This window comes from Variovorax sp. J31P207 (assembly GCF_030316965.1).
Lineage (GTDB): Bacteria > Pseudomonadota > Gammaproteobacteria > Burkholderiales > Burkholderiaceae_C > Variovorax > Variovorax ginsengisoli_B.
Genome location: NZ_JASZYN010000004.1, coordinates 252016 through 270846, shown reverse-complemented (window position 1 = coordinate 270846; position 18831 = coordinate 252016). Strand labels below are relative to the sequence as shown.

General features: G+C 69.2%; 20 protein-coding genes. 2 read left to right on the top strand and 18 right to left on the bottom strand.

Annotation, left to right across the window (positions count from 1 at the left end; genetic code table 11):
- Positions 1-3: 3 nt before the first annotated feature.
- A complete protein-coding gene (dnaE, locus tag QTI68_RS15885; protein ID WP_286522580.1) occupies positions 4-3504 on the top strand; it encodes a DNA polymerase III subunit alpha in 3501 nt (1166 codons plus the stop codon).
- 8 nt (positions 3505-3512) lie between these two features.
- Positions 3513-4067: a phosphatase PAP2 family protein gene (locus QTI68_RS15880; RefSeq protein ID WP_286522579.1), complete on the top strand. Its 555-nt coding sequence runs from the start codon at positions 3513-3515 to the stop codon at positions 4065-4067.
- Positions 4068-4118: 51 nt separating this feature from the next.
- Here QTI68_RS15880 and tolA read toward each other — a convergent pair whose 3' ends face one another.
- The 18 genes from tolA to glyA form a co-directional block, all read right to left on the bottom strand.
- The gene (tolA, locus tag QTI68_RS15875) at positions 4119-5087 is read right to left on the bottom strand and encodes a cell envelope integrity protein TolA (RefSeq protein WP_286522578.1); all 969 of its coding nucleotides are present in this window, start codon (positions 5085-5087) and stop codon (positions 4119-4121) included.
- Positions 5088-5525: an ExbD/TolR family protein gene (locus QTI68_RS15870; protein ID WP_286522577.1), complete on the bottom strand. Its 438-nt coding sequence runs from the start codon at positions 5523-5525 to the stop codon at positions 5088-5090.
- 14 nt (positions 5526-5539) lie between these two features.
- Positions 5540-6253 carry a protein TolQ gene (gene tolQ / locus QTI68_RS15865; RefSeq protein WP_286522575.1) on the bottom strand — a complete coding sequence of 238 codons (714 nt, stop codon included), beginning with the start codon at positions 6251-6253 and terminating at the stop codon, positions 5540-5542.
- Positions 6250-6702: a tol-pal system-associated acyl-CoA thioesterase gene (gene ybgC / locus QTI68_RS15860; protein WP_286522573.1), complete on the bottom strand. Its 453-nt coding sequence runs from the start codon at positions 6700-6702 to the stop codon at positions 6250-6252. Before ybgC ends, tolQ begins: the two co-directional genes overlap by 4 nt.
- Positions 6703-6706: 4 nt before the next feature.
- Complete coding sequence (locus tag QTI68_RS15855) at positions 6707-7906, bottom strand: pyridoxal phosphate-dependent aminotransferase (protein ID WP_286522572.1); 1200 nt, start codon at positions 7904-7906, stop codon at positions 6707-6709.
- Complete coding sequence (nusB, locus tag QTI68_RS15850) at positions 7903-8436, bottom strand: transcription antitermination factor NusB (protein WP_286522571.1); 534 nt, start codon at positions 8434-8436, stop codon at positions 7903-7905. Before nusB ends, QTI68_RS15855 begins: the two co-directional genes overlap by 4 nt.
- Entirely contained in the window at positions 8433-8897 is a 465-nt protein-coding gene (gene ribH / locus QTI68_RS15845; RefSeq protein ID WP_286522569.1) for a 6,7-dimethyl-8-ribityllumazine synthase, read from the bottom strand. Before ribH ends, nusB begins: the two co-directional genes overlap by 4 nt.
- Complete coding sequence (gene ribBA, locus QTI68_RS15840; protein ID WP_286522566.1) at positions 8897-10057, bottom strand: bifunctional 3,4-dihydroxy-2-butanone-4-phosphate synthase/GTP cyclohydrolase II; 1161 nt, start codon at positions 10055-10057, stop codon at positions 8897-8899. Before ribBA ends, ribH begins: the two co-directional genes overlap by 1 nt.
- Complete coding sequence (locus QTI68_RS15835) at positions 10054-10707, bottom strand: riboflavin synthase (protein ID WP_286522564.1); 654 nt, start codon at positions 10705-10707, stop codon at positions 10054-10056. The genes ribBA and QTI68_RS15835 overlap by 4 nt, the downstream gene beginning before the upstream one ends.
- 43 nt (positions 10708-10750) lie before the next feature.
- Positions 10751-11848 carry a bifunctional diaminohydroxyphosphoribosylaminopyrimidine deaminase/5-amino-6-(5-phosphoribosylamino)uracil reductase RibD gene (gene ribD / locus QTI68_RS15830; protein ID WP_286522560.1) on the bottom strand — a complete coding sequence of 366 codons (1098 nt, stop codon included), beginning with the start codon at positions 11846-11848 and terminating at the stop codon, positions 10751-10753.
- 64 nt (positions 11849-11912) lie between these two features.
- Positions 11913-12353, bottom strand: a complete 441-nt coding sequence (locus tag QTI68_RS15825; RefSeq protein WP_286522558.1) for a type IV pilin protein — start codon at positions 12351-12353, stop codon at positions 11913-11915.
- Positions 12350-14398 (bottom strand): pilus assembly protein, encoded by a 2049-nt coding sequence (locus tag QTI68_RS15820; protein WP_286522556.1) that lies wholly within the window; start codon positions 14396-14398, stop codon positions 12350-12352. The genes QTI68_RS15825 and QTI68_RS15820 overlap by 4 nt, the downstream gene beginning before the upstream one ends.
- A 31-nt stretch (positions 14399-14429) precedes the next feature.
- Complete coding sequence (locus QTI68_RS15815; RefSeq protein ID WP_286522554.1) at positions 14430-15134, bottom strand: pilus assembly PilX family protein; 705 nt, start codon at positions 15132-15134, stop codon at positions 14430-14432.
- 8 nt (positions 15135-15142) lie between these two features.
- Positions 15143-15901, bottom strand: a complete 759-nt coding sequence (locus tag QTI68_RS15810; protein ID WP_286522552.1) for a hypothetical protein — start codon at positions 15899-15901, stop codon at positions 15143-15145.
- Entirely contained in the window at positions 15888-16421 is a 534-nt protein-coding gene (pilV, locus tag QTI68_RS15805) for a type IV pilus modification protein PilV (protein WP_286522551.1), read from the bottom strand. Before pilV ends, QTI68_RS15810 begins: the two co-directional genes overlap by 14 nt.
- Positions 16418-16990, bottom strand: a complete 573-nt coding sequence (locus tag QTI68_RS15800) for a GspH/FimT family protein (RefSeq protein ID WP_286522550.1) — start codon at positions 16988-16990, stop codon at positions 16418-16420. Before QTI68_RS15800 ends, pilV begins: the two co-directional genes overlap by 4 nt.
- 124 nt (positions 16991-17114) lie before the next feature.
- The gene (nrdR, locus tag QTI68_RS15795; RefSeq protein ID WP_286522549.1) at positions 17115-17558 is read right to left on the bottom strand and encodes a transcriptional regulator NrdR; all 444 of its coding nucleotides are present in this window, start codon (positions 17556-17558) and stop codon (positions 17115-17117) included.
- 15 nt (positions 17559-17573) lie between these two features.
- A complete protein-coding gene (gene glyA / locus QTI68_RS15790; protein WP_286522547.1) occupies positions 17574-18818 on the bottom strand; it encodes a serine hydroxymethyltransferase in 1245 nt (414 codons plus the stop codon).
- Between the last annotated feature and the right edge of the window lie 13 nt (positions 18819-18831).

Here is an 18831-nt window from a genome sequence, read left to right as displayed (position 1 = left end):
CGGATGTTCGTTCACCTGCGCCTGCACACCGAGTTTTCCGTCGTCGACGGCACCAACCGCATCGATGAAGTCGTCAAGGCCGCGGCCGCCGACGGCCAGCCTTCGCTGGCGATCACCGACCTCAACAACCTGTTCGGCGCCGTCAAGTTCTACAAGGAGGCGCGCGGCAAGGGCGTCAAGCCGGTGCTGGGCGCCGAAATCCATGTCGAAGGCCTGGGCGCCGAGCCGGGCGCGCTGACCCGCATCATCCTGCTGGTGCAGAACAAGGAAGGCTACCTGCACCTGTCCGAGCTGCTGGCGCGCGCCTGGACGCAGAACGTCGGCCGCGGCCAGGCCCAGGCGGCCTGCAAGCTGGCCTGGCTCGAGGAACTGCAGGGCGGGCTGATCGCGCTGTCGGGCGCGCAGGCCGGGCCGCTCGGCGCGGCGCTGCTGCAGGGCCAGGAAGAGCGCGCCGCCGAGATCGCACTGCAGCTCGCCGGACTGTTCCCGCACCGCTTCTACATCGAGCTGCAGCGGGCCGGCCGGCCCGACGACGAGCCGCACGTGATCGCCGCCGTCAAGCTCGCCGCGCGCCTCAGGCTGCCGGTGGTCGCGACCCATCCGGTGCAGTTCGCCACCGCCGACGACTACGAGGCGCACGAGGCGCGGGTCTGCATCTCCGAGGGCGAGATCCTCGGCAACCCGCGCCGGGTGCGCAAGTTCACGCGCGAGCAGTACTTCAAGTCCTCGGCCGAGATGGCGGCGCTGTTCGCCGACGTGCCGAGCGCGTTGGCCAACACGGTCGAGATCGCCAAGCGCTGCAACCTCACGCTGGTGCTCGGCAAGCCGCAGCTGCCGAACTTCCCGACGCCCAACGGCATGCCGATCGAGGAGTACTTCCGCGTCGCCTCGTTCGAAGGGCTCGAAGAGCGCCTGGCGCACCTGTACCCTGACGCCGCCAAGCGCGATGCCGAGCGGCCGCGCTATGTCGAGCGGCTCGAGTTCGAGATCAACACGATCCTGAAGATGGGCTTCCCGGGCTACTTCCTGATCGTCGGCGACTTCATCAACTGGGCCAAGAAGAACGGCTGTCCGGTCGGTCCGGGCCGGGGCTCGGGTGCCGGCTCGCTGGTGGCCTACGCGCTCAAGATCACCGACCTCGACCCGCTCGAATACAAGCTGCTGTTCGAACGCTTCCTGAACCCCGAGCGGGTTTCGATGCCCGACTTCGACATCGACTTCTGCCAGGGCAACCGCGACCGCGTGATCGACTACGTCAAGGACAAGTACGGCCGCGACGCGGTGAGCCAGATCGCCACCTTCGGCACCATGGCCGCGCGGGCCGCGATCCGCGACGTCGGCCGGGTGCTCGACATGAGCTACATGTTCTGCGACGGCGTCAGCAAGCTGATCCCGAACAAGCCCGGCAAGCCGGTCACGATCCAGTACCCGCCCGCGGACCTGTCGGAAGCCGACCGGGAAAAGTACGCGATCGCCGCCGAGCCGCAGCTCGCCGCCCGCATCGAAAAGGAAGAAGAAGTCCGCATGCTGGTCGAGCTGGCGCAGAAGCTCGAAGGCATGACCCGCAACATCGGCATGCACGCGGGCGGCGTGCTGATCGCGCCGGGCAAGCTCACCGACTTCTGCCCGCTCTACCAGCAGCCGGGCAGCGATTCGGCCGTGAGCCAGTACGACAAGGACGACGTCGAGGCCGTGGGCCTGGTCAAGTTCGACTTCCTGGGCCTGGCCACGTTGACGATCCTGGAGATCGCCAAGGACTTCATCGTCGCGCGCCACAAGGGCCAGGAGAACTTCGCCTTCGAGAACATCCCGCTCAACGACGTGCCCACCTACAAGCTCTTCTCCGAGGGCAAGACCGAGGCCGTGTTCCAGTTCGAATCGCGCGGCATGCAGGGCATGCTGAAGGACGCGCGGCCGACCCGGCTCGAGGACCTGATCGCGCTCAACGCGCTGTACCGTCCCGGCCCGATGGACCTGATCCCGAGCTTCGTGGCGCGCAAGCACGGCCGCGAGCCGGTTGAGTATCCGCACCCGCTGGTGGCCGAGATGCTGTCCGAGACCTACGGCATCATGGTCTACCAAGAGCAGGTGATGCAGACCGCGCAGATCCTGGGCGGCTACTCGCTCGGCGGCGCCGACCTGTTGCGCCGCGCGATGGGCAAGAAGAAGGCCGAGGAAATGGCCGAGCACCGCGAGATCTTCCGCAAGGGCGCGGCCAAGAACGACATCGACCAGAAGAAGGCCGACGAGATCTTCGACCTGATGGAGAAGTTCGCGGGCTACGGCTTCAACAAGTCGCACGCGGCCGCCTACTCGCTGCTGGCGTACCACACGGGCTGGCTCAAGGTCCACTACACGGCCGAGTTCTTCTGCGCCAACATGACGGTGGAAATGGACGACACCGACAAGCTCAAGGTGCTGTTCGAGGACGCCCAGAAGAACTTCGGCATCAGCTTCGAGCCGCCGGACGTGAACCGCGGCAACTACCGCTTCGAGCCGGTCACCGATCGCGTGATCCGCTACGGACTCGGCGCGGTCAAGGGCACGGGCCAGCTCGCGGTCGAGGCGATCGTGAAGGCACGCGAGGAGGGCGGCGCGTTCACGAGCCTGTTCGACTTCTGCGTGCGCGTCGACCGCCAGCGCATCAACAAGCGCACCGTCGAGGCCCTGATCAAGGCCGGCGCCTTCGATGCGATCCAGCAGAACCGGGCCTCGCTGATCGCCTCGGTCGACCGCGCCTTCGAATTCGCCAACGCGACCCAGGCCAACGTGGCGCAGGCCGACATCTTCGGCGACTGCGAGCACGGCTCGGCGACCCAGGAGCCCGGCCTGGTCGACGCCACGCCCTGGGGCGTCAAGGAGCGGCTCACCTACGAGAAGACGGCCGTCGGCTTCTACCTGTCGGGCCACCTGTTCGACGAGGTCGAGCACGAGGTGCGGCGCTTCTGCAAGCGCGAGATCGACGAGCTGCTCGACAGCCGCGAGCCCCAGGTGATCGCCGGCATCGTGAGCGACTTCAGGGTCATCAACGGCCAGCGCGGCCGGCTCGCGATCTTCAAGCTCGACGACAAATCGGGCGCGATCGACGGCACCGCCGACGAAGCGCTCTTCAATGCCAACCGCAATGTGCTCAAGGACGACGAGCTGGTGATCGTCAGCGGTCGCCTGCAGCCCGGCCGCGGCGGTTTCGAGGCCCGCTTCCAGGTCCAGCAGGTCTGGGACCTGGCCACGGCGCGCTGTCGTTTCGGCAAGTTCCTGCGCGTGGCGGTGAACGGCAAGGCGCCCGACATCGCGCGGTTGGTCAAGGACTTCCCGCCGCGCACCGAGCAGAGCGAGCACGGCGAGCTGCGGCAGGGGCTGGGCGTGCGCCTGTCGATGGCGCGCGGCGGCGCACAGGTCGAACTGCAGCTGGGCGAGCGGGCGAAGTTCTTCCCCACCGATGCGGCGCTGGCCAGCTGGACGGCGCAGGCCGATGCGGGCAAGGCGGCGGTGGTCTACGAGTAGACCCGTGCATGTTCAGCCTCGACCGCGAGCTGTTCCTGCTGCTCAACGCCGACGCGGACGCGCAGGACTGGCTGATCGGCACGGCCTATTTTCTGGCCGTCCATGCGCACTGGCTGTTGCTGGCGCTCGTGCTGGGGCTGGCGCTTCACCGCTGGCGGCCGCTGGTCAGGCCGCTGGCGGGCGCCGTGCTGGCGATCGGCATCGGGAGCGTGGCCTGCGAGCTCATCGGGATGATGTGGGATCGGCCGCGGCCGTTCGAGCAGGGCCTGGGCGTCCCGCACCTCGTCCATGGCGGCAGCCCGTCCTTCCCGAGCAGCCACGCCACGGCGTATGCGGCGCTGGCCTTTTCGTTCCTGCTGGTGGCGAGATACCGCCAGGTCGGCGGGGCCCTGCTCGTGCTGGCGGGGCTCGTGAGCGTGGCGCGTGTGGTGGTCGGGGTGCACTTTCCGCTGGACATCGCGGCCGGCGCCGCCATCGGGTGCCTGGCCGCGGTCGCCGCGCATTCACTGGTCGAATGGATGTTCGGCATCGCCCGATCCGTGGGGATTCGCAAAGGCTCGTAGCGAGCCGATGCGTCCGAAGGCGCCGCCGGCCCTCACGCTGCGCCGACTGGATCAGCGTTTCGGCCGCAGCGTCACGATCAACCGCGGCGGCACCGTGCCGTCGATGTCGCGCGGCAGCTTCTCGGTTTTCTGCAAGGCGCGCAGGGCGGCGTCGTCCCAGTTCGGCAGGCCGCTGGTCTTGACCAGCTGCGGCGTGCCGACGATGGTGCCGTCGGGCGCCAGCCGGACGTCGAACTCGGCGCCCGGATTGCCGCTCACCAGATCGGCGTCGGGGAACACCACGTTCGGCCGCACCGCGGCGGCGACCTTGCCGCCGTAGCTGCCCGACGGGCCCGACGACTTCGCGGCAGCGCCTTCTCCGCCCGAGCCGGCCATCGCCTGCATCCGCTTGAGCGTGGCCGCCCGATCAGCGGCGGCCTGCGCAGTCTGCTTGGCCTCGGCTTCCTTCTTCTTCGCGGCTTCGGCCTGCTTGGCGGCCTCGGCCTCCTTGCGCTTCTGTTCGGCGAGCTTCTTCTGCTCTTCCTTCTTGCGCTCGGCCTCGTCCTCGGCGCGCTCGCGTGCCTCGGCCTCGCGCTTTTCCTGCGCCGCCTTCTTCTGGGCTTCGAGCTTCTTCTGCTGCTGGGCCTGCTGCTCGAGTTCGCGCTCCTTCTGCTCCTTCAGTTCCTTCTGCTTCTTCTCGCGTTCGAGGGCAATGTCGGGCGCCTTCGGCGCGGGTGTCGGCTCGGGCGGTCGAACCGCCTGGGGCGGTGGCGGCGGAGGAGGGGGCGGCGGTGGGGCCGGGGTCGGCGTCGGGGCCGGCGGCACCGGCACCGGTGCCACGGCGCGCGGGGCGGCCTGCTGCACCGTGGTCGACCACAGTTCGGCCTCGACGGCGTCGTTCTCGGCCTCGCGCCGCCAGTTCACGCCCCAGGTCAGGGCGGCGATCAGCAGCGCATGGGCGACCAGGGCCAGCGCCACGGCGCGCGGCGTGCCGCGCTGCGGCGGCGGCGCGAATTCGGGACGGTCGGCGGCGAGCGACACTTACCTGGCGCCCGTGGTTTGGACCGACAGCCCGACCCGCTCGATGCCGCTGCGCTTGAGCTGGTTCATGGCCTTCACGACGGTCTCGTACTTGACGGTCTTGTCGGCGCTGATCACCACCGGCCGCTCGGCATCGCCGCCTTGCGCCTGCTTGGCGGCGGCGCCGATCTGCGTCATCGGGATCGAGCTGCCGCCGCTGCCGGTCGACGGGTCTTTCTTGATCTGCACCTCGTCGTCGCTCTTGATCACGATCTCGATCGGGCGGTCGGGTTGCTTGTTGGCCTTGTCGACGCTCGGCAGGTTGATCACGCTCGGCGTGATCAGCGGCGCCGTGACCATGAAGATGATCAGCAGCACCAGCATCACGTCGATGAACGGGACCATGTTGATCTCGTTGATCGTGCGGCGGCCGCGGCCGCGGGAGGACATGGCGGGCATGGTGCGGGCTCCGTTCAGCGGCCGGCCGGGGTCACCGACGCCGGATTCACGTGGGCCGTGAGGTTGCGCTGCAGGATGTTCGAGAACTCTTCGATGAAGGTCTCGAGCGCGATCGCGATCTTGTCGATCTCGCGCGCGAAGCGGTTGTAGGCGACCACGGCGGGAATCGCGGCGAACAGGCCGATCGCGGTGGCGACCAGCGCCTCGGCGATGCCGGGCGCGACGGTGGAAAGCGTCACCTGCGCCAGTGCGGCCAGGCCGGTGAAGGCATGCATGATCCCCCAGACCGTGCCGAACAGGCCGACATAGGGCGAGACCGAACCGACCGTGGCCAGGAAGGACAGGTTCTGCTCGACCGCATCGAGCTCGCGCTGGTAGCTGGCCCGCATGGCGCGGCGCGAGCCGTCGAGCAGGGTGCCGGTGTCGGACACGTGGCGTTCGCGCAGCTTTTGATATTCGCGCATGCCGGAGGCGAAGATGCGCTCCATCGGGCCGGCGAACTTGGCGTTCTGGGCCGCCGACGAGAACAGCTCGTTGAGGCTGGTGCCGGACCAAAAGTCGCGCTCGAAGTCCTCGTTGAGCGAGCGGGTGCGCTTGAGCGCGAAGTACTTGCGGAAGATCGCCGCCCAGCTGGCGACGGACACCACGATCAGCAGCAGCACCACGAGCTGCACCGGCAGGCTGGCGTGGAGCAGGAGGGAGAGTATCGACAGGTCTTGTTGATTCATGGCTTGAGAGGTTGAGACATGGAGCCGGCGAAGCGCTCGAGGGTTCCCGAAACTTGGCGCGGGATGCGTGCGGGCCGCAGGCTGGCCGCATCGACCCAGCCGATGCGGATCGTGCCTTCGCACAGCAGGGCCGGGCCCGATGCTGCGCCTTGCTCTGAATTTGATAGCACGCGCTGGGCGATTATCAGGGACGCCGAGCCGATCTGGCGCAGCTCGGCTGTAACCAGCAGTTCATCGTCGAGCCGGGCCGCGCGGTGGTACTTCAGCTGGGTTTCGCTGACCACGAAGATGCCGCCCGTGTCCTCGCGCAGCTGGCGCTGGGCAATGCCGAGGGAGCGCAGCCACTCGGTGCGGGCGCGCTCCATGAACTTCAGGTAGTTGGCATAGAACACGATGCCGCCGGCATCGGTGTCCTCCCAGTAGACGCGAATGGGCAGCGCAAAGCTCATTCGGTCAGGCGGCAACGGCGGCGCCGGCCCAGGCGCGCAGGCGGGCCACCGACTCCTCGAGGTGCGCCATCGAGCTGGCGGTCGAGAAGCGGATGAAGCGTCCGGTCTCGGCACTGCCGAAGTCGCGTCCGGGCGTGACCGCGACATGGGCTTGCTGCATCGCCTCGAAGGCGAAATCCCAGCTGCCGTCGATGCCGAGCTTCTCGGCCAACGAGGAGCAGTCGGCCCAGGCGTAGAAGGCGCCGTCGGGCATCACCGGCACTTTGAGCCCCAGCGCGTTCAGCTGCGGGATGAACCAGTCGCGACGGGCCTTGAACTCGGCCCGGCGGCGCTCGTACTCGGCGATGCTGTCGGCCTCGAAGCAGGCCAGCGCCGCGTATTGCGAGACCGTGCTGGCGCAGATGAAGAGGTTTTGCGCCAGGCGTTCGACCGCCGGCACCAGGGCATCGGGCACCACCAGCCAGCCGAGCCGCCAGCCGGTCATGTTGAAGTACTTGCTGAAGCTGTTGATGCTGATGACCTGGTCGTCGATCGCCAGCGCGGTCTGGCCGAACTGGTCGTCGTACGACAGGCCGAGATAGATCTCGTCGATCAGCGTGATCCCGCCGCGCGCGCTCACGACCTCGTGGATGCGGCGCAGTTCGTCGGGCGCGATCGAGGTGCCGGTCGGGTTCGAGGGCGAGGCCAGCAGCACGCCGCGGGTGCGCTCGGTCCAGGCCGCCTCGACCTTGGCGGCGCTGAGCTGGAAGCGCTCGGCCGCGGTGGTCGGCACCAGCACGGCGCGGCCGTCGGCCGCGGTCACGAAGTGGCGGTTGCAGGGGTAGCTGGGGTCGGGCAGCAGCATCTCGTCGCCGGCTTCGATGAGTGCCAGGCAGGCCAGCTGCAGCGCGGCCGAGGCCCCGGCCGTGATGACGATGCGGCGGGCCGGCACGTCGATCTTGAAGCGCTCGGCGTACCAGCCGCTGATGCGCTCGCGCAGGTGCTCGAGGCCGGTGGCCTGGGTGTACTGCGTGGCGCCGGCGCGGACCGCGCGCGCAGCGGCTTCCTGCACCAGCGGCGGCGCCGTGAAGTCGGGCTCGCCGATGTTCAGGAAGATCATCGGCCGGTCGGTGTGGGCGACCTCGCGCGCCAGCTTGGAGGCCGCCTTCGCGACCTCCATGACATAGAACGGCTCGATCCGTTCGGCCCGCTGCGAAATCCTCATGGCTTCGCCTTGCCGCTCAACCGGTCGGCCTCCACCTCGTCGGGACGCAGTTGGGGCGCCAGACCGTTGAGCACCGCGTTGACGTACTTGTGGCCGTCGGTGCCGCCGAATTCCTTGGCCAGCTCGATGCATTCGTTGAGCACCACGCGCCAGGGCACGTCGAGGCAATGCTTGAATTCGTAGACGCCGATCCACATCACGCCATGCTCGATCGGCGAGATCTCCTCCAGCTTGCGGTCGAGCAGCGGCACGATCAGGGCGTCGAGCTCGTCGGCGCTTTCGATCGACCCGTGCAGCAGCGCGTCGTAGTGGGCCGCGTCGGCCTTGTGGAAGCCGGCCAGGTCACGTGTGAACTGGTCGATCGAGGCGGCGTCGTTGCGCCCCACGAGGTGCTGGTAGAGGGCCTGCAAGGCGAACTCGCGGGCCCGGCTGCGGTTCGACTTGGCGGCGGCCTTGCGCGCCCCGGTGCTGGTGAGCCCGGTGCGGGTCTGGCGCGGCTTGCCGCTGGATGATTTGGTGTCTTCGGTCATGTAAGGGTGGCGAGCAGCTGCGCCATCTCGACCGCCACGCGCGCGGCGTCGCGGCCCTTGTCGGTTTGTCGCGCCACGGCTTGTTCGAGGTTCTCGGTGGTCAGGATCGCGTTGGCGATCGGGATGCGGTAGTCGAGCGCCAGCCGGCTCACGCTGGCGCCGGACTCGTTGGCCACCAGTTCGAAGTGGTAGGTCTCGCCGCGGATGATGCAGCCCAGCGCCACCAGGGCGTCGTAGCGCTCGCGCTCGGCCAGCGCCTGCAGCGCCACCGGGACTTCGAGCGCGCCGGGCACGCTCACGTGCTCGATGTCGTCGTCGGCGACGCCGAGCGCCGCGAGTTCATCCCGGCAGGCCTTGGCCAATGCGTCCGTGATGTCTTCGTTGAATCGCGCCTGCACGATCCCGATGCGGAGGCCCTTGCCGTCGAGCGCGACGTCGGCGCCCTTGTTCGCGTGTTGCATCAGAAGTTTTCTTTCGAGATGTAGCCGGCGATCTCGAGGCCGTAGCCGGCCGCCATGCTGGGCATGCGGCGCGGTGTGCCGAGCAGATTCATCTTGTGGACCCCGCACTCGCGCAGGATCTGGGCGCCGATGCCGTAGCTGCGCAGGTCCATGCGGCCGCGCTCGGGCGCCTGCGCCGGCCGCGCCGTGCCGTCGAACTGCGACAGCAGCTCGGCGCCGGTCTCGCCGCAGTTCAGCAGCACGGCCACGCCCTTGCCCTGGGCCGCGAGATGCGCCAGGCTGGCGTCGAGGCTCCAGGAATGCAGCGCGCGGTTGATTTCGAGCGCATCGAGCACCGACAGCGGCTCGTGCACGCGCACGTCGACCGTGTCGCCGGCATCCCACTTGCCGCGCACCAGCGCCAGGTGCACGCCGTTGCTGGGCTTGTCCTTGAAGGCGTGGGCGGTGAAGGGGCCCCAGGCGGTCTGGATCTCGCGGCAGCCGACCTTCTCGACCAAGGTCTCGGTGCGGCTGCGGTGCTCGATCAGGGCGGCGATGGTGCCGATCTTGATGTCGTGTTCGGCCGCGAACAGCTGCAGGTCGGGCAGGCGCGCCATCGTGCCGTCTTCGTTCATCACCTCGCAGATCACCGAGGCCGGCGAGCAGCCTGCCATGGCCGCCAGGTCGCAGCCGGCTTCGGTATGGCCGGCGCGCATCAGCACGCCGCCGTCGACCGCCTGCAGCGGGAAGATGTGGCCGGGCTGGACCAGGTCGGCGGCCACGGCGTTGGGCGCCACCGCGGCCTGCACGGTGCGCGAACGGTCGGCGGCCGAGATGCCGGTGGTGACGCCCTCGGCGGCCTCGATCGAGACCGTGAACGCGGTCGAGTGCTTGGCGCCGTTGCGCGCCACCATCGGCGGCAGCTGCAGCCGCTCGCACATCTCGCGCGACAACGTGAGGCAGATCAGGCCGCGCGCATGGCGGGCCATGAAGTTGATCGCCTCGGGCGTGACATGGTCGGCGGCGAGCACGATGTCGCCTTCGTTCTCGCGGTCTTCCTCGTCGACCAGGATCACCATGCGGCCGGCGCGCAGCTCGGCCACGATGTCTTCGACCGGTGATATCGGTGCGGGCGCACGGCCGCTGCGCGGGGCGCCGATCGGCGTGACGGATGCATTCATGGGAGCTTGTCTTGGGTAGGTGGTTGGATGGCGCCGGCCTGGAGCATGCGCTCCACGTAGCGGGCAACGGTGTCGATCTCGAGGTTGACCTGGCTGCCTGCCGTGAGGCCGCCGAGCGCGGTGTTCTCGACCGTGTGCGGGATCAGGTTGATGCTGACCTCGCTGCCGTCGGCGACGTCGTTCACGCTGTTGACGGTGAGGCTGACGCCGTTGATCGTGATCGAGCCCTTGTAGGCCAGGAAGCGGGCCAGCGCCGGCGGCGCCAGCACGCGCAGCTCCCAGCTTTCGCCGACGGGTTCGAAACGGCGCACCGTGCCGATGCCGTCGACATGGCCGGACACGATGTGGCCGCCCAGCCGGTCGCTGGCACGCAGCGCCTTCTCGAGGTTGACCCGTGTCTGCGCCTCCGACAGGCCTGCGGTCTTGTCGAGCGATTCGGCCGAGATGTCGATGGTGAACAGCTTTTGCGCCGGGTCGAGGGTGGTGACAGTCATGCAGGCGCCGTTGAGCGCGATGCTGTCGCCGAGCCCCACGTCGTCCAGATAGCCGTCGGGCACCGCAATGCTGAGACGCTTGCCGTGGGAGGAAGAACTGCCGAGGTCGTGGACGGCGGCGATGCGCCCCACGCCGGTGATGATTCCGGTGAACATCGCCGCATTTTCGCAGAGATGCGGGGGCTGCCCGGCCCGCTGCCTAAAACTTGTCCCGGCCGGCGACGCGGGCGACGATCCGCAGGTCGGGCCCGATCGCCTCGAACGACCGGAATTCGAGCGCCAGGGCCTCGTCCAGCGCAGTGAGCGGACCGCCCGCATGGGGCCGGCTGGCGATGCCCAGGCCATCGCCGATGAACTTCGGCGCCAGGTACAGCAGGATCTCGTCGACCAGGCCCTCGCGCATCAGCGAGCCGTTGAGCTTGTGGCCGGCCTCGACGTGCAGTTCGTTGACCTCGCGCCGGGCCAGGTCGGCGAGCAGGGCGGCCAGGTCGACCTTGCCGTCGGCGTTGGCCAGGCAACTGATGGTGGCGCCGCGGGCTTCGAGCGCGAGGGCCTTGGCCTCGTCGCGGGCGGCGGCGTAGATCCAGACCGGGCGCCCGATCTCGAACAGCCGGGCGTCGGGCGGGGTCTGCAGGCGGCTGTCGACGATCACCAGCGGCGGCTGGCGCACGGTCTCGACCAGCCGGACGTCCAGCCGCGGGTCGTCCTCGATCACCGTGCCGACGCCGGTCAGGATGGCGCCGGCGCGGGCGCGCCAGGCGTGGCCGTCGGCGCGGGCCCGCTCGCCCGTGATCCACTGGCTGGTGCCGTTCTCGAGTGCGGTCTTGCCGTCGATCGAGGCCGCGGCCTTGAGCCGGACCCAGGGGCTCTGGCGGACCATCCGACTGAAGAAGCCGAGGTTGAGTTCGCGCGCCTCCATCGCCAGCGGCCCGACTTCGACCTCGACGCCGGCGGCGCGCAGGCGCTCGAAGCCCTGGCCTGCGACCTTCGGGTTGGGGTCGGCGATCGACGCCACGACCCTGCGGATGCCGGCCTCGACCAGCGCATCGCAGCAGGGGCCGGTGCGGCCGTGGTGGGCGCAGGGTTCGAGCGTGACGAAGGCGGTCGCGCCAGCGGTCGAGGCGCCGCGGGCAGCGGCGTCGCGCAGGGCCATCACTTCGGCGTGCGGGCCGCCGGTGCGCTGGGTGTGTCCGCTGCCGACGATCCGGCCGTCGGGCGCGACGATGACGCAGCCGACCGCCGGATTCGGAGGCGCCATGGTGCTGGCCTCCTGCGCCAGCGAGAAGGCGAGAAGCATCGCTTCGGACGGGGTCGGATGCGTGGGCGGGCGGGGGGGCGTGGTGGTGCTCAGGATCGGACTTTCAGCGGTTCCAGCATTCGGCCTGGAGGGCCTCGGTGGCGCTGGCGGAAGCGAGGCCCCGGAGACCGGCCTGATCGAGCGTGAAGCCGCCGCATCTGTCGCCGACCTGGGCGCCCCGGGGGGTGGCGGTCAAAGTGTAGCCGCTGCCCCTGGCCTGCGAGGCCTCGAAGCCGATGGCATAGCTGTTTGAAGGCACGCCTTTCAAGGTCTCCGGGAAATCGGCTTCGTCGTCGAGATAGCTGCCCGTGTGGGTCGCGACGCGCTCGAGCCAGTGCGCCGCCTGCAGCAACCCGGTCCGGGCTTCGGCGCGCCGGCCGCGCCGAACGGCTTCGTGGTAGCTCGGCAGCGAAAGGGCGGCGAGGATGGCCACGATGGCGAGGGCGACCATGACCTCGATCATCGAGAAGGCCGCCGTTCGCCGGGGTCCGCGCCTCGGCGTCATTGCATCTGGCGCCAGCTCGGGCGCCGGATGAAGGTGCCGAGCCGATGCCGGGCAGGCGGCGCCTGCACGCCGGGGGCGGACACGCCGATTTCTTGCTGGGCGCCCCGGATGCCGACGCCGGGCCCGGTCTCGATGCGCGACGGCTGCCCGGCGGTCGCCGCCGGCACGTCGACGTAGAGCGGCGACTTGGGCGCCGCGCCGTTGACGATGTCGATCGTGGTTCGAAAGTGCCGTGCCGGGCTGGTTTTCGTTCCGTCGGCGTTCGCCGGAACGATGCTCCAGATGTCGATCAGGTCGCCCTCGAACCAGCTCGGGTGCTGCAGCACGCGCTCGCGCGCGACCGGCAAATCAAGGAACCACCCTCTGCGCGCCTGGCTGCCGCTGTAGGGGACGGGGTTGGACGACACCGTGCCGGGACCACGGCCCGCGCCGGTGCGCATGCTCTGCGCCACCAGCGCGGCGCGGCCGGTGTAGATCGGGCCCTGGCCCTGTGTCCTGACGCCGCTGACCGCGGAATCGTCGCGGACGCCGTAGACCGTCTGCACCTGGCTGTCGACGCGGTCGGCGACCGTGAGTTCGCGCCCGGTCCCGAATGCCAGCATCACGCCGCCGTCCGGATGCGCCTTCCAGACCGGTGCGGTCGTGATCGGCTGGCGCGACACGACGGAGCCGGGGCGGGTCGCGATGAACAAGGGAACCCCGCCGAAGGCGACTTCCCATTGACCGGGCGAGACTGCGCCGAGGTCGAACTTCCAGAGGTTGCCGTGCAGGTCGCCCGCATAGGCAAGGTCGGGGGTGCCGTTGCCGTCGAGGTCGATCAGGCGAGGCGCCGAAAGCCCGTTGCCGCGGCCCGCGACCTTGTCGCCCTCGGCAGCGATCTTGAACAGTTCCCGTCCTTCGTCGAGGTACTGGATCAGCAGGACAGCCCGTTCGTCGGCGCTGTTGTAGCCGTTGCCCATCACCAGCGCCCAGCGGCCGTTGTTCATGCGCGCGATCTGGCGGCTGAGTGCTGGATCGCCGGCTTCGATCACGGGGGCGCTCGTCAGGTGCCCGATGTCCCGGTCCAATCCGGCGGTGCGGGTGCGGTCGAGCACCACCAGCGCGGCTGCATTGACGGCGTCGAAGGTACTCGGATCGGTGACGTCCAGCACGAAATAGCCCCGGCCGCCGGCGCCGAGGAAGCCCGCGAGGTAGGTTCTCCACTGGCGGGCATCGCGGCTGCCGGGCGGCCCCAGATAGAGGTCGCCGCCAAGCGGCGAACCGTCGACGAAATAGGCGTGCTGGTAGCCGGGTTGGGTCAGCGACCCGATCCTGGGGTGCAGGCCTTCGGGCAGGTAGGCGATCTTCTCCTCGCCCGAGACTGCATCGAACCCGTGCAGCAGCCCGTCGTTGCCGCCGACATAGAGCATCGAGGGGCGCAAGCGGCTCGCGGCGCGAAAGGCCGCGTGATTTTCGGCGGCGTGCGGGCTCGAAGGCGGTCCCGCGAGCAGCCAGAGCTTGGAATTGACGATGTCACCCTGGCGCGATGGGCGCGCCCGCAGCGGTCCGGGCGGCGTGGCCGACTGCTCGCGGGTGCGGTCCCCCCGGATGTGGTCCAGCCTTTCCTTGGCCCGTTCGGCGGCATCGGGGGCGGTGTCGAGGACCCCATCGACGGTCATGAGTGCCTGCTGCTGGGCCAGCGAGAGCGCGGGCCACTTCCAGGAGATTCCGGTGGTGGCACCGTCTTCGGTCCTGGCCGAGAGCACCAGGCGGGTGGCGGGCCAGCGGTCGTCGCGGGCATCCATGAGGTTCGCGGTGCCCCACAGACCGGCAGTGTCGAGAGCAGCGGTCGTGGCCCGGATCCGATAGCCGGTGATCGAACCGCTCCAGCCCCGCGCGTCGTAGGCGGCCACGAAGAGTGCGGCGTCGAGCCGGCTCGAACCTGAACTGGCCACCAGGGAAGACAGGGCCGCGATGTCGACGGGCGCGGTGCTCAGCGGCAGGGGTTCGGCGAGGGCCGCGACGCTTCCCCAGCCGGTCGACACGATGGCGGACAGCAAGTTCATGCCGAAAGTGCTGTGGAGGGTCATCCGGGCCTCAGGAGCGATGCCGTTTCCATACCAGCGTGGTCTGGAGGACGGTTTGCGTGGCTGCCCGGTGCCCCTGGGCGATGGCCGTGATCCGGTAGACGAAGGGCGTCTCGCTGTCGGGGGCGAGCGCCTCGGCCGATCCGCCACGGGTCGCCACGGCGGTGTCGTAGGGGAGGAGCTCGACCCAGTACCAGGCTCGCTGCGCCGCGCCCGAGGCCAGCAGGGGATGGCCGCCGCCGGCCGTCTCGCCCCCGGTGTAGGCGCCATGGGACGCCGCCACCTTCTTCATCGCGGCCAGTGCCGCCGCGTCGGTCCAGAACTGCGCCATCACGCGATCGGGGACGCAGATCCCCGCCGCGCAGGAGGGTGACCTGCCGCCGAGGGCGGCTTGCAGGTCCGACAGTTCGCCGGCATCGGTGGGGTAGAACGCGCGTCCACCCGCGGCATCCAGAACGCTCCAGGCCCGGCAACCCGGGCCCACGCACGGCGAGCCATCGGCTTGCAGGCCCCGGATGTCGGATTCGGCGTCGCGCAGCATGGCCTGCGCGGCCTCGAACGTGCGCTGGTGGTCGCTGTCGATGCCGGTGGCCATTTCGTTGATCAGGGCGATGCGCGAGGACCCGAGCACCAGCAGGGTGGTCAGCAGCACCACCACGAAGACCACGAAGAGCGCGATGCCGCGTTGGCGTTGGCGGGACGCGCGGCTTCGCACCCGGGGCCTCATTGCGGGCGCAGGCTGAAGACGTTGCGCGACACCAGGTGCGCTCGTCCGTTGGAAGGCCGGTCGCCATGGCAGCCCCGGTAGACCTGCACTCGGTGCGGGCTTTTTTCGTTGCCTTGCAGGTCGAGGCAGATCTCGATCGCGGCGACGGCCCCCCAGCGCTTCAGCGCCTCGACCTCGCGGGCCTCCATGATCCGGACGCCGCCGGAACTGGCGACCCGGTAGCGGACCTGGAAGTCGGCGACACCGCTGACCAGCGGCTGCTTTCGGCGGCCGGTGCAGCTCAGTTGGCCCTTGGCATCGACTTCGAAGGTCGCGTCGACGCGCTCGCCGCCGGAAACGCCGGAGCCGCTGCAGTCGAACTGCCCCGGTGCCTTCGCCCAGGCGGTGGCGGCAAAGGCGACTGAGACCTTGTCGGGCGCGGCCCCCTTGCCATCGATGCCGAACACGGCGAAGTCCGTGCCGCCCGCCTGCGCACGGCTGGGACCGAACGCGTGGAGTCCGGTGACCTCGTTGCGCATCAACTCGACGGCGCCGGCCTGGCGGAACTGCAGCCCGATCACGTGCAGCGCATAGGCGCTTTGCTGCCGCAACTGGCCGAGGTCGGAGACGGCGCCGGCAGCCTCGCGCGACAGCAGCAGCGTGCCCAGGGCCGACATCACGACCAGCATGCCGACCACCAGCCCCGCAAGCAGTTCGAGCAGGCTCAGGCCGCGCTCCCGGCCCGGGCGCGGACGCGGACGGTCAAGGTTGGACATGCGCCAGGTGGCAGATGAGGCCCGTCGGGCAATCCAGACCCAAACCGGCCGGCGAGTCGACCACGAGGGCTTTGCGATAGGCCGCATCGCCCTCTGTGCGCTCGTTGGCGCGCCATGCCACCATCACGCCGAGCAGCTCCCCGCGACCGGCTTCGTGGCCGCTGTTTGCGAAGACCTGGCCTGCGCCGCGGGGCAGGGTGTCCGCGATCGCCAGCTTCCAGGCTGCGAGATCCCAGTGCGCCAGCATTCCGGCGTCGCAGGCGGCAATTCGGCAGTCGGCCCGGGCCAGCATCGGCCCCGGTTCGTCGGACTGGTCTTGCGGCGGGCCAAAGCCTTGGGGGTGGGTCTTGATGCGCTCAGCGAAATCCTCGATCAGCCGCACGGACTGGGCACGCCGCACGCTGGTCTGGGTTTCGGCGAGCGCTCGCAACTGCACGCCCAGCATGCCCAGCACCGCCACCGCGAGGATCGACATCGCTACCAGCGACTCGAGCAGGCTGATGCCGGCCTGGCGGCTCAATCGGGGCATTTGTCGGCCTGCTGGAACGCCTGGAGTCGACCGCCGGCGGACATGCACAGGACCATTGCGGCGATCTTGTCGTCGTTGCGGGCGGGGCTCAGCGCTACGCTGAATCCGAGGGTGTTGCCGAAGCGTCCCCAACGGTTCAGGGAGAGTTGCGAGGTCGCTTGCGCGGTGCGGAACATCACCTTCACGTGCTCGGGTGCGGGCCAGGCCTGGAGGATTTCGTCGCCGGCGCGTCGGGTGCCGTCTTCGGGGACCTCGGCAAGGATCTGCCATCCGCAGCTCCAGTCGGCGACTTCGCGGACCACGCAGCCGGGCGGCGAGGCCTTGCGCAGCGTGACGTGGCCGCCGCGCCGCAGCGCCTCCGCGCGCGCCAGGTAGATCGTGGCGGTCATGTCCTCGCCGGCGCGGCGCAGCCGATAGCGTTCGATGACGCCGCCGAAGCTCGGCATCGCGAGGGCAGCGAGGATCGCGGCGATGGCGAGCGCCGTGACCAGTTCGATCGTGCTGAGACCCGTGGATCGACCGAGGGGGCGGGACAGGTGAAGAGGCAGGGTGGGTATCACCGCCCGGATGCTAGGCGCGGCCGGACCCCTGGCCGACGCTCAACGGCCCGAGGGGCGCATCGTCATGACAGACGGCGGATTGCGGCCAGGGTCGACAAACCACGACCAATGTGAGGTCAGGGTGTCAGATGTCCCTGAGCAACTGCCTGAACTCGTCCACGTCCTCGAAGCTGCGGTAGACCGAGGCGAAGCGCACGTAGGCCACCTTGTCGAGCCGCTTGAGCTCGCGCATGACCAGTTCGCCGACCTTGGTCGATTCGATCTCCCGCAAGCCGCTGGACAGCAGCTCTTGTTCGATGCGCAGCAGCGCGTTGTCGATCTGTTCGATGCCGACCGGCCGCTTGCGCAGCGCCAGCATCATCGAGGCCCGCACCTTGGCGGTGTCGAAGTCGGCCCGGCTGCCGTCCTTCTTGACCACCACCGGGAAGTTGACGTCCGGCCGCTCGTAGGTGGTGAAGCGCTTGTCGCAGCCACCGCACTGGCGCCGGCGGCGCACGAAGTCGCCGTCTTCCGACACCCGGGTCTCCATGACCTGGGTCTCCAGATGACCGCAGAAGGGGCACTTCATGCGCTGTCGTGCCGGTTACTTGTAGACCGGGAAGCGGCTCGTGAGCGCGTGCACCTTGGCCCGCACCGCATCGATGTTCGCGGCGTCGCGCGGATTCTCGAGCACGTCGGCGATCAGGTTGGCGGTGGCGCGCGCTTCCTCGTCCTTGAAGCCGCGGGTGGTCATCGCCGGCGTGCCGATGCGCACGCCGCTGGTGACCATCGGCTTCTCGGGGTCGTTCGGGATCGCGTTCTTGTTGATCGTCATGTGGGCGGCGCCCAGCACGGCTTCGGCTTCCTTGCCGGTGATGCCCTTGGCGCGCAGGTCGACCAGCATCACGTGGCTTTCGGTGCGGCCGCTGACGATGCGCAGGCCGCGCTCGGTCAGCGTCTCGGCGACGATCCGGGCATTGGTCACGACCTGCTGCTGGTAGGCCTTGAACTCGGGCGACAGCGCCTCCTTGAAGGCCACCGCCTTGGCCGCGATCACGTGCATCAGCGGGCCTCCCTGCAGGCCGGGGAAGATGGCGCTGTTGATCGCCTTCTCGTGCTGCGACTTCATCAGGATGATGCCGCCGCGCGGGCCGCGCAGGCTCTTGTGGGTGGTCGAGGTGACGACGTCCGCGTGCGGCACCGGGTTCGGGTACACGCCCGCGGCCACCAGGCCGGCGTAGTGGGCGATGTCGACCATGAAGATGGCGCCGACATCCTTGGCGACCTTGGCGAAGCGCTCGAAGTCGATCCGCAGCGAATAGGCCGAGGCGCCGGCGATGATCAGTTTGGGCAGGTGTTCGTGCGCCTTGCGTTCCATGGCGTCGTAGTCGATGGCTTCCTCGGCGTTCAGGCCGTAGCTCACGACGTTGAACCACTTGCCGCTCATGTTGAGCGGCATGCCGTGGGTCAGGTGGCCGCCTTCGGCCAGGCTCATGCCCATGATGGTGTCGCCGGGCTTCAGGAAGGCCAGCATCACGGCCTCGTTGGCCGAGGCGCCGCAATGCGGCTGCACGTTGGCGGCGTCGGCGCCGAAGATCTGCTTGATGCGGTCGATGGCCAGCTGCTCGGCGACGTCGACGTGCTCGCAGCCGCCGTAATAGCGCTTGCCGGGATAGCCCTCGGCGTACTTGTTGGTGAGCTGCGAGCCCTGGGCGGCCATGACGGCCGGCGAGGCGTAGTTCTCGCTCGCGATCAGCTCGATGTGGTGCTCCTGGCGGGCGTTCTCGGCCTGGATGGCAGCCCAGATTTCAGGATCGGTCTGTTCGACCAGGATGTTGCGGTGGTACATGGCAGTCCTTCAA

Bases quoted from the DNA above. Each gene is read 5' to 3' on its own strand.
- dnaE (WP_286522580.1), top strand. From the start codon at position 4: ATGTTCGTTCACCTGCGCCTGCACACCGAGTTTTCCGTCGTCGACGGC.
- QTI68_RS15880 (WP_286522579.1), top strand. From the start codon at position 3,513: ATGTTCAGCCTCGACCGCGAGCTGTTCCTGCTGCTCAACGCCGACGCG.
- QTI68_RS15870 (WP_286522577.1), bottom strand. From the start codon at position 5,525: ATGCCCGCCATGTCCTCCCGCGGCCGCGGCCGCCGCACGATCAACGAG.
- tolQ (WP_286522575.1), bottom strand. From the start codon at position 6,253: ATGAATCAACAAGACCTGTCGATACTCTCCCTCCTGCTCCACGCCAGC.
- ybgC (WP_286522573.1), bottom strand. From the start codon at position 6,702: ATGAGCTTTGCGCTGCCCATTCGCGTCTACTGGGAGGACACCGATGCC.
- QTI68_RS15855 (WP_286522572.1), bottom strand. From the start codon at position 7,906: ATGAGGATTTCGCAGCGGGCCGAACGGATCGAGCCGTTCTATGTCATG.
- nusB (WP_286522571.1), bottom strand. From the start codon at position 8,436: ATGACCGAAGACACCAAATCATCCAGCGGCAAGCCGCGCCAGACCCGC.
- ribH (WP_286522569.1), bottom strand. From the start codon at position 8,897: ATGCAACACGCGAACAAGGGCGCCGACGTCGCGCTCGACGGCAAGGGC.
- ribBA (WP_286522566.1), bottom strand. From the start codon at position 10,057: ATGAATGCATCCGTCACGCCGATCGGCGCCCCGCGCAGCGGCCGTGCG.
- QTI68_RS15835 (WP_286522564.1), bottom strand. From the start codon at position 10,707: ATGTTCACCGGAATCATCACCGGCGTGGGGCGCATCGCCGCCGTCCAC.
- ribD (WP_286522560.1), bottom strand. From the start codon at position 11,848: ATGCTTCTCGCCTTCTCGCTGGCGCAGGAGGCCAGCACCATGGCGCCT.
- QTI68_RS15825 (WP_286522558.1), bottom strand. From the start codon at position 12,353: ATGACGCCGAGGCGCGGACCCCGGCGAACGGCGGCCTTCTCGATGATC.
- QTI68_RS15820 (WP_286522556.1), bottom strand. From the start codon at position 14,398: ATGAACTTGCTGTCCGCCATCGTGTCGACCGGCTGGGGAAGCGTCGCG.
- QTI68_RS15810 (WP_286522552.1), bottom strand. From the start codon at position 15,901: ATGTCCAACCTTGACCGTCCGCGTCCGCGCCCGGGCCGGGAGCGCGGC.
- nrdR (WP_286522549.1), bottom strand. From the start codon at position 17,558: ATGAAGTGCCCCTTCTGCGGTCATCTGGAGACCCAGGTCATGGAGACC.
- glyA (WP_286522547.1), bottom strand. From the start codon at position 18,818: ATGTACCACCGCAACATCCTGGTCGAACAGACCGATCCTGAAATCTGG.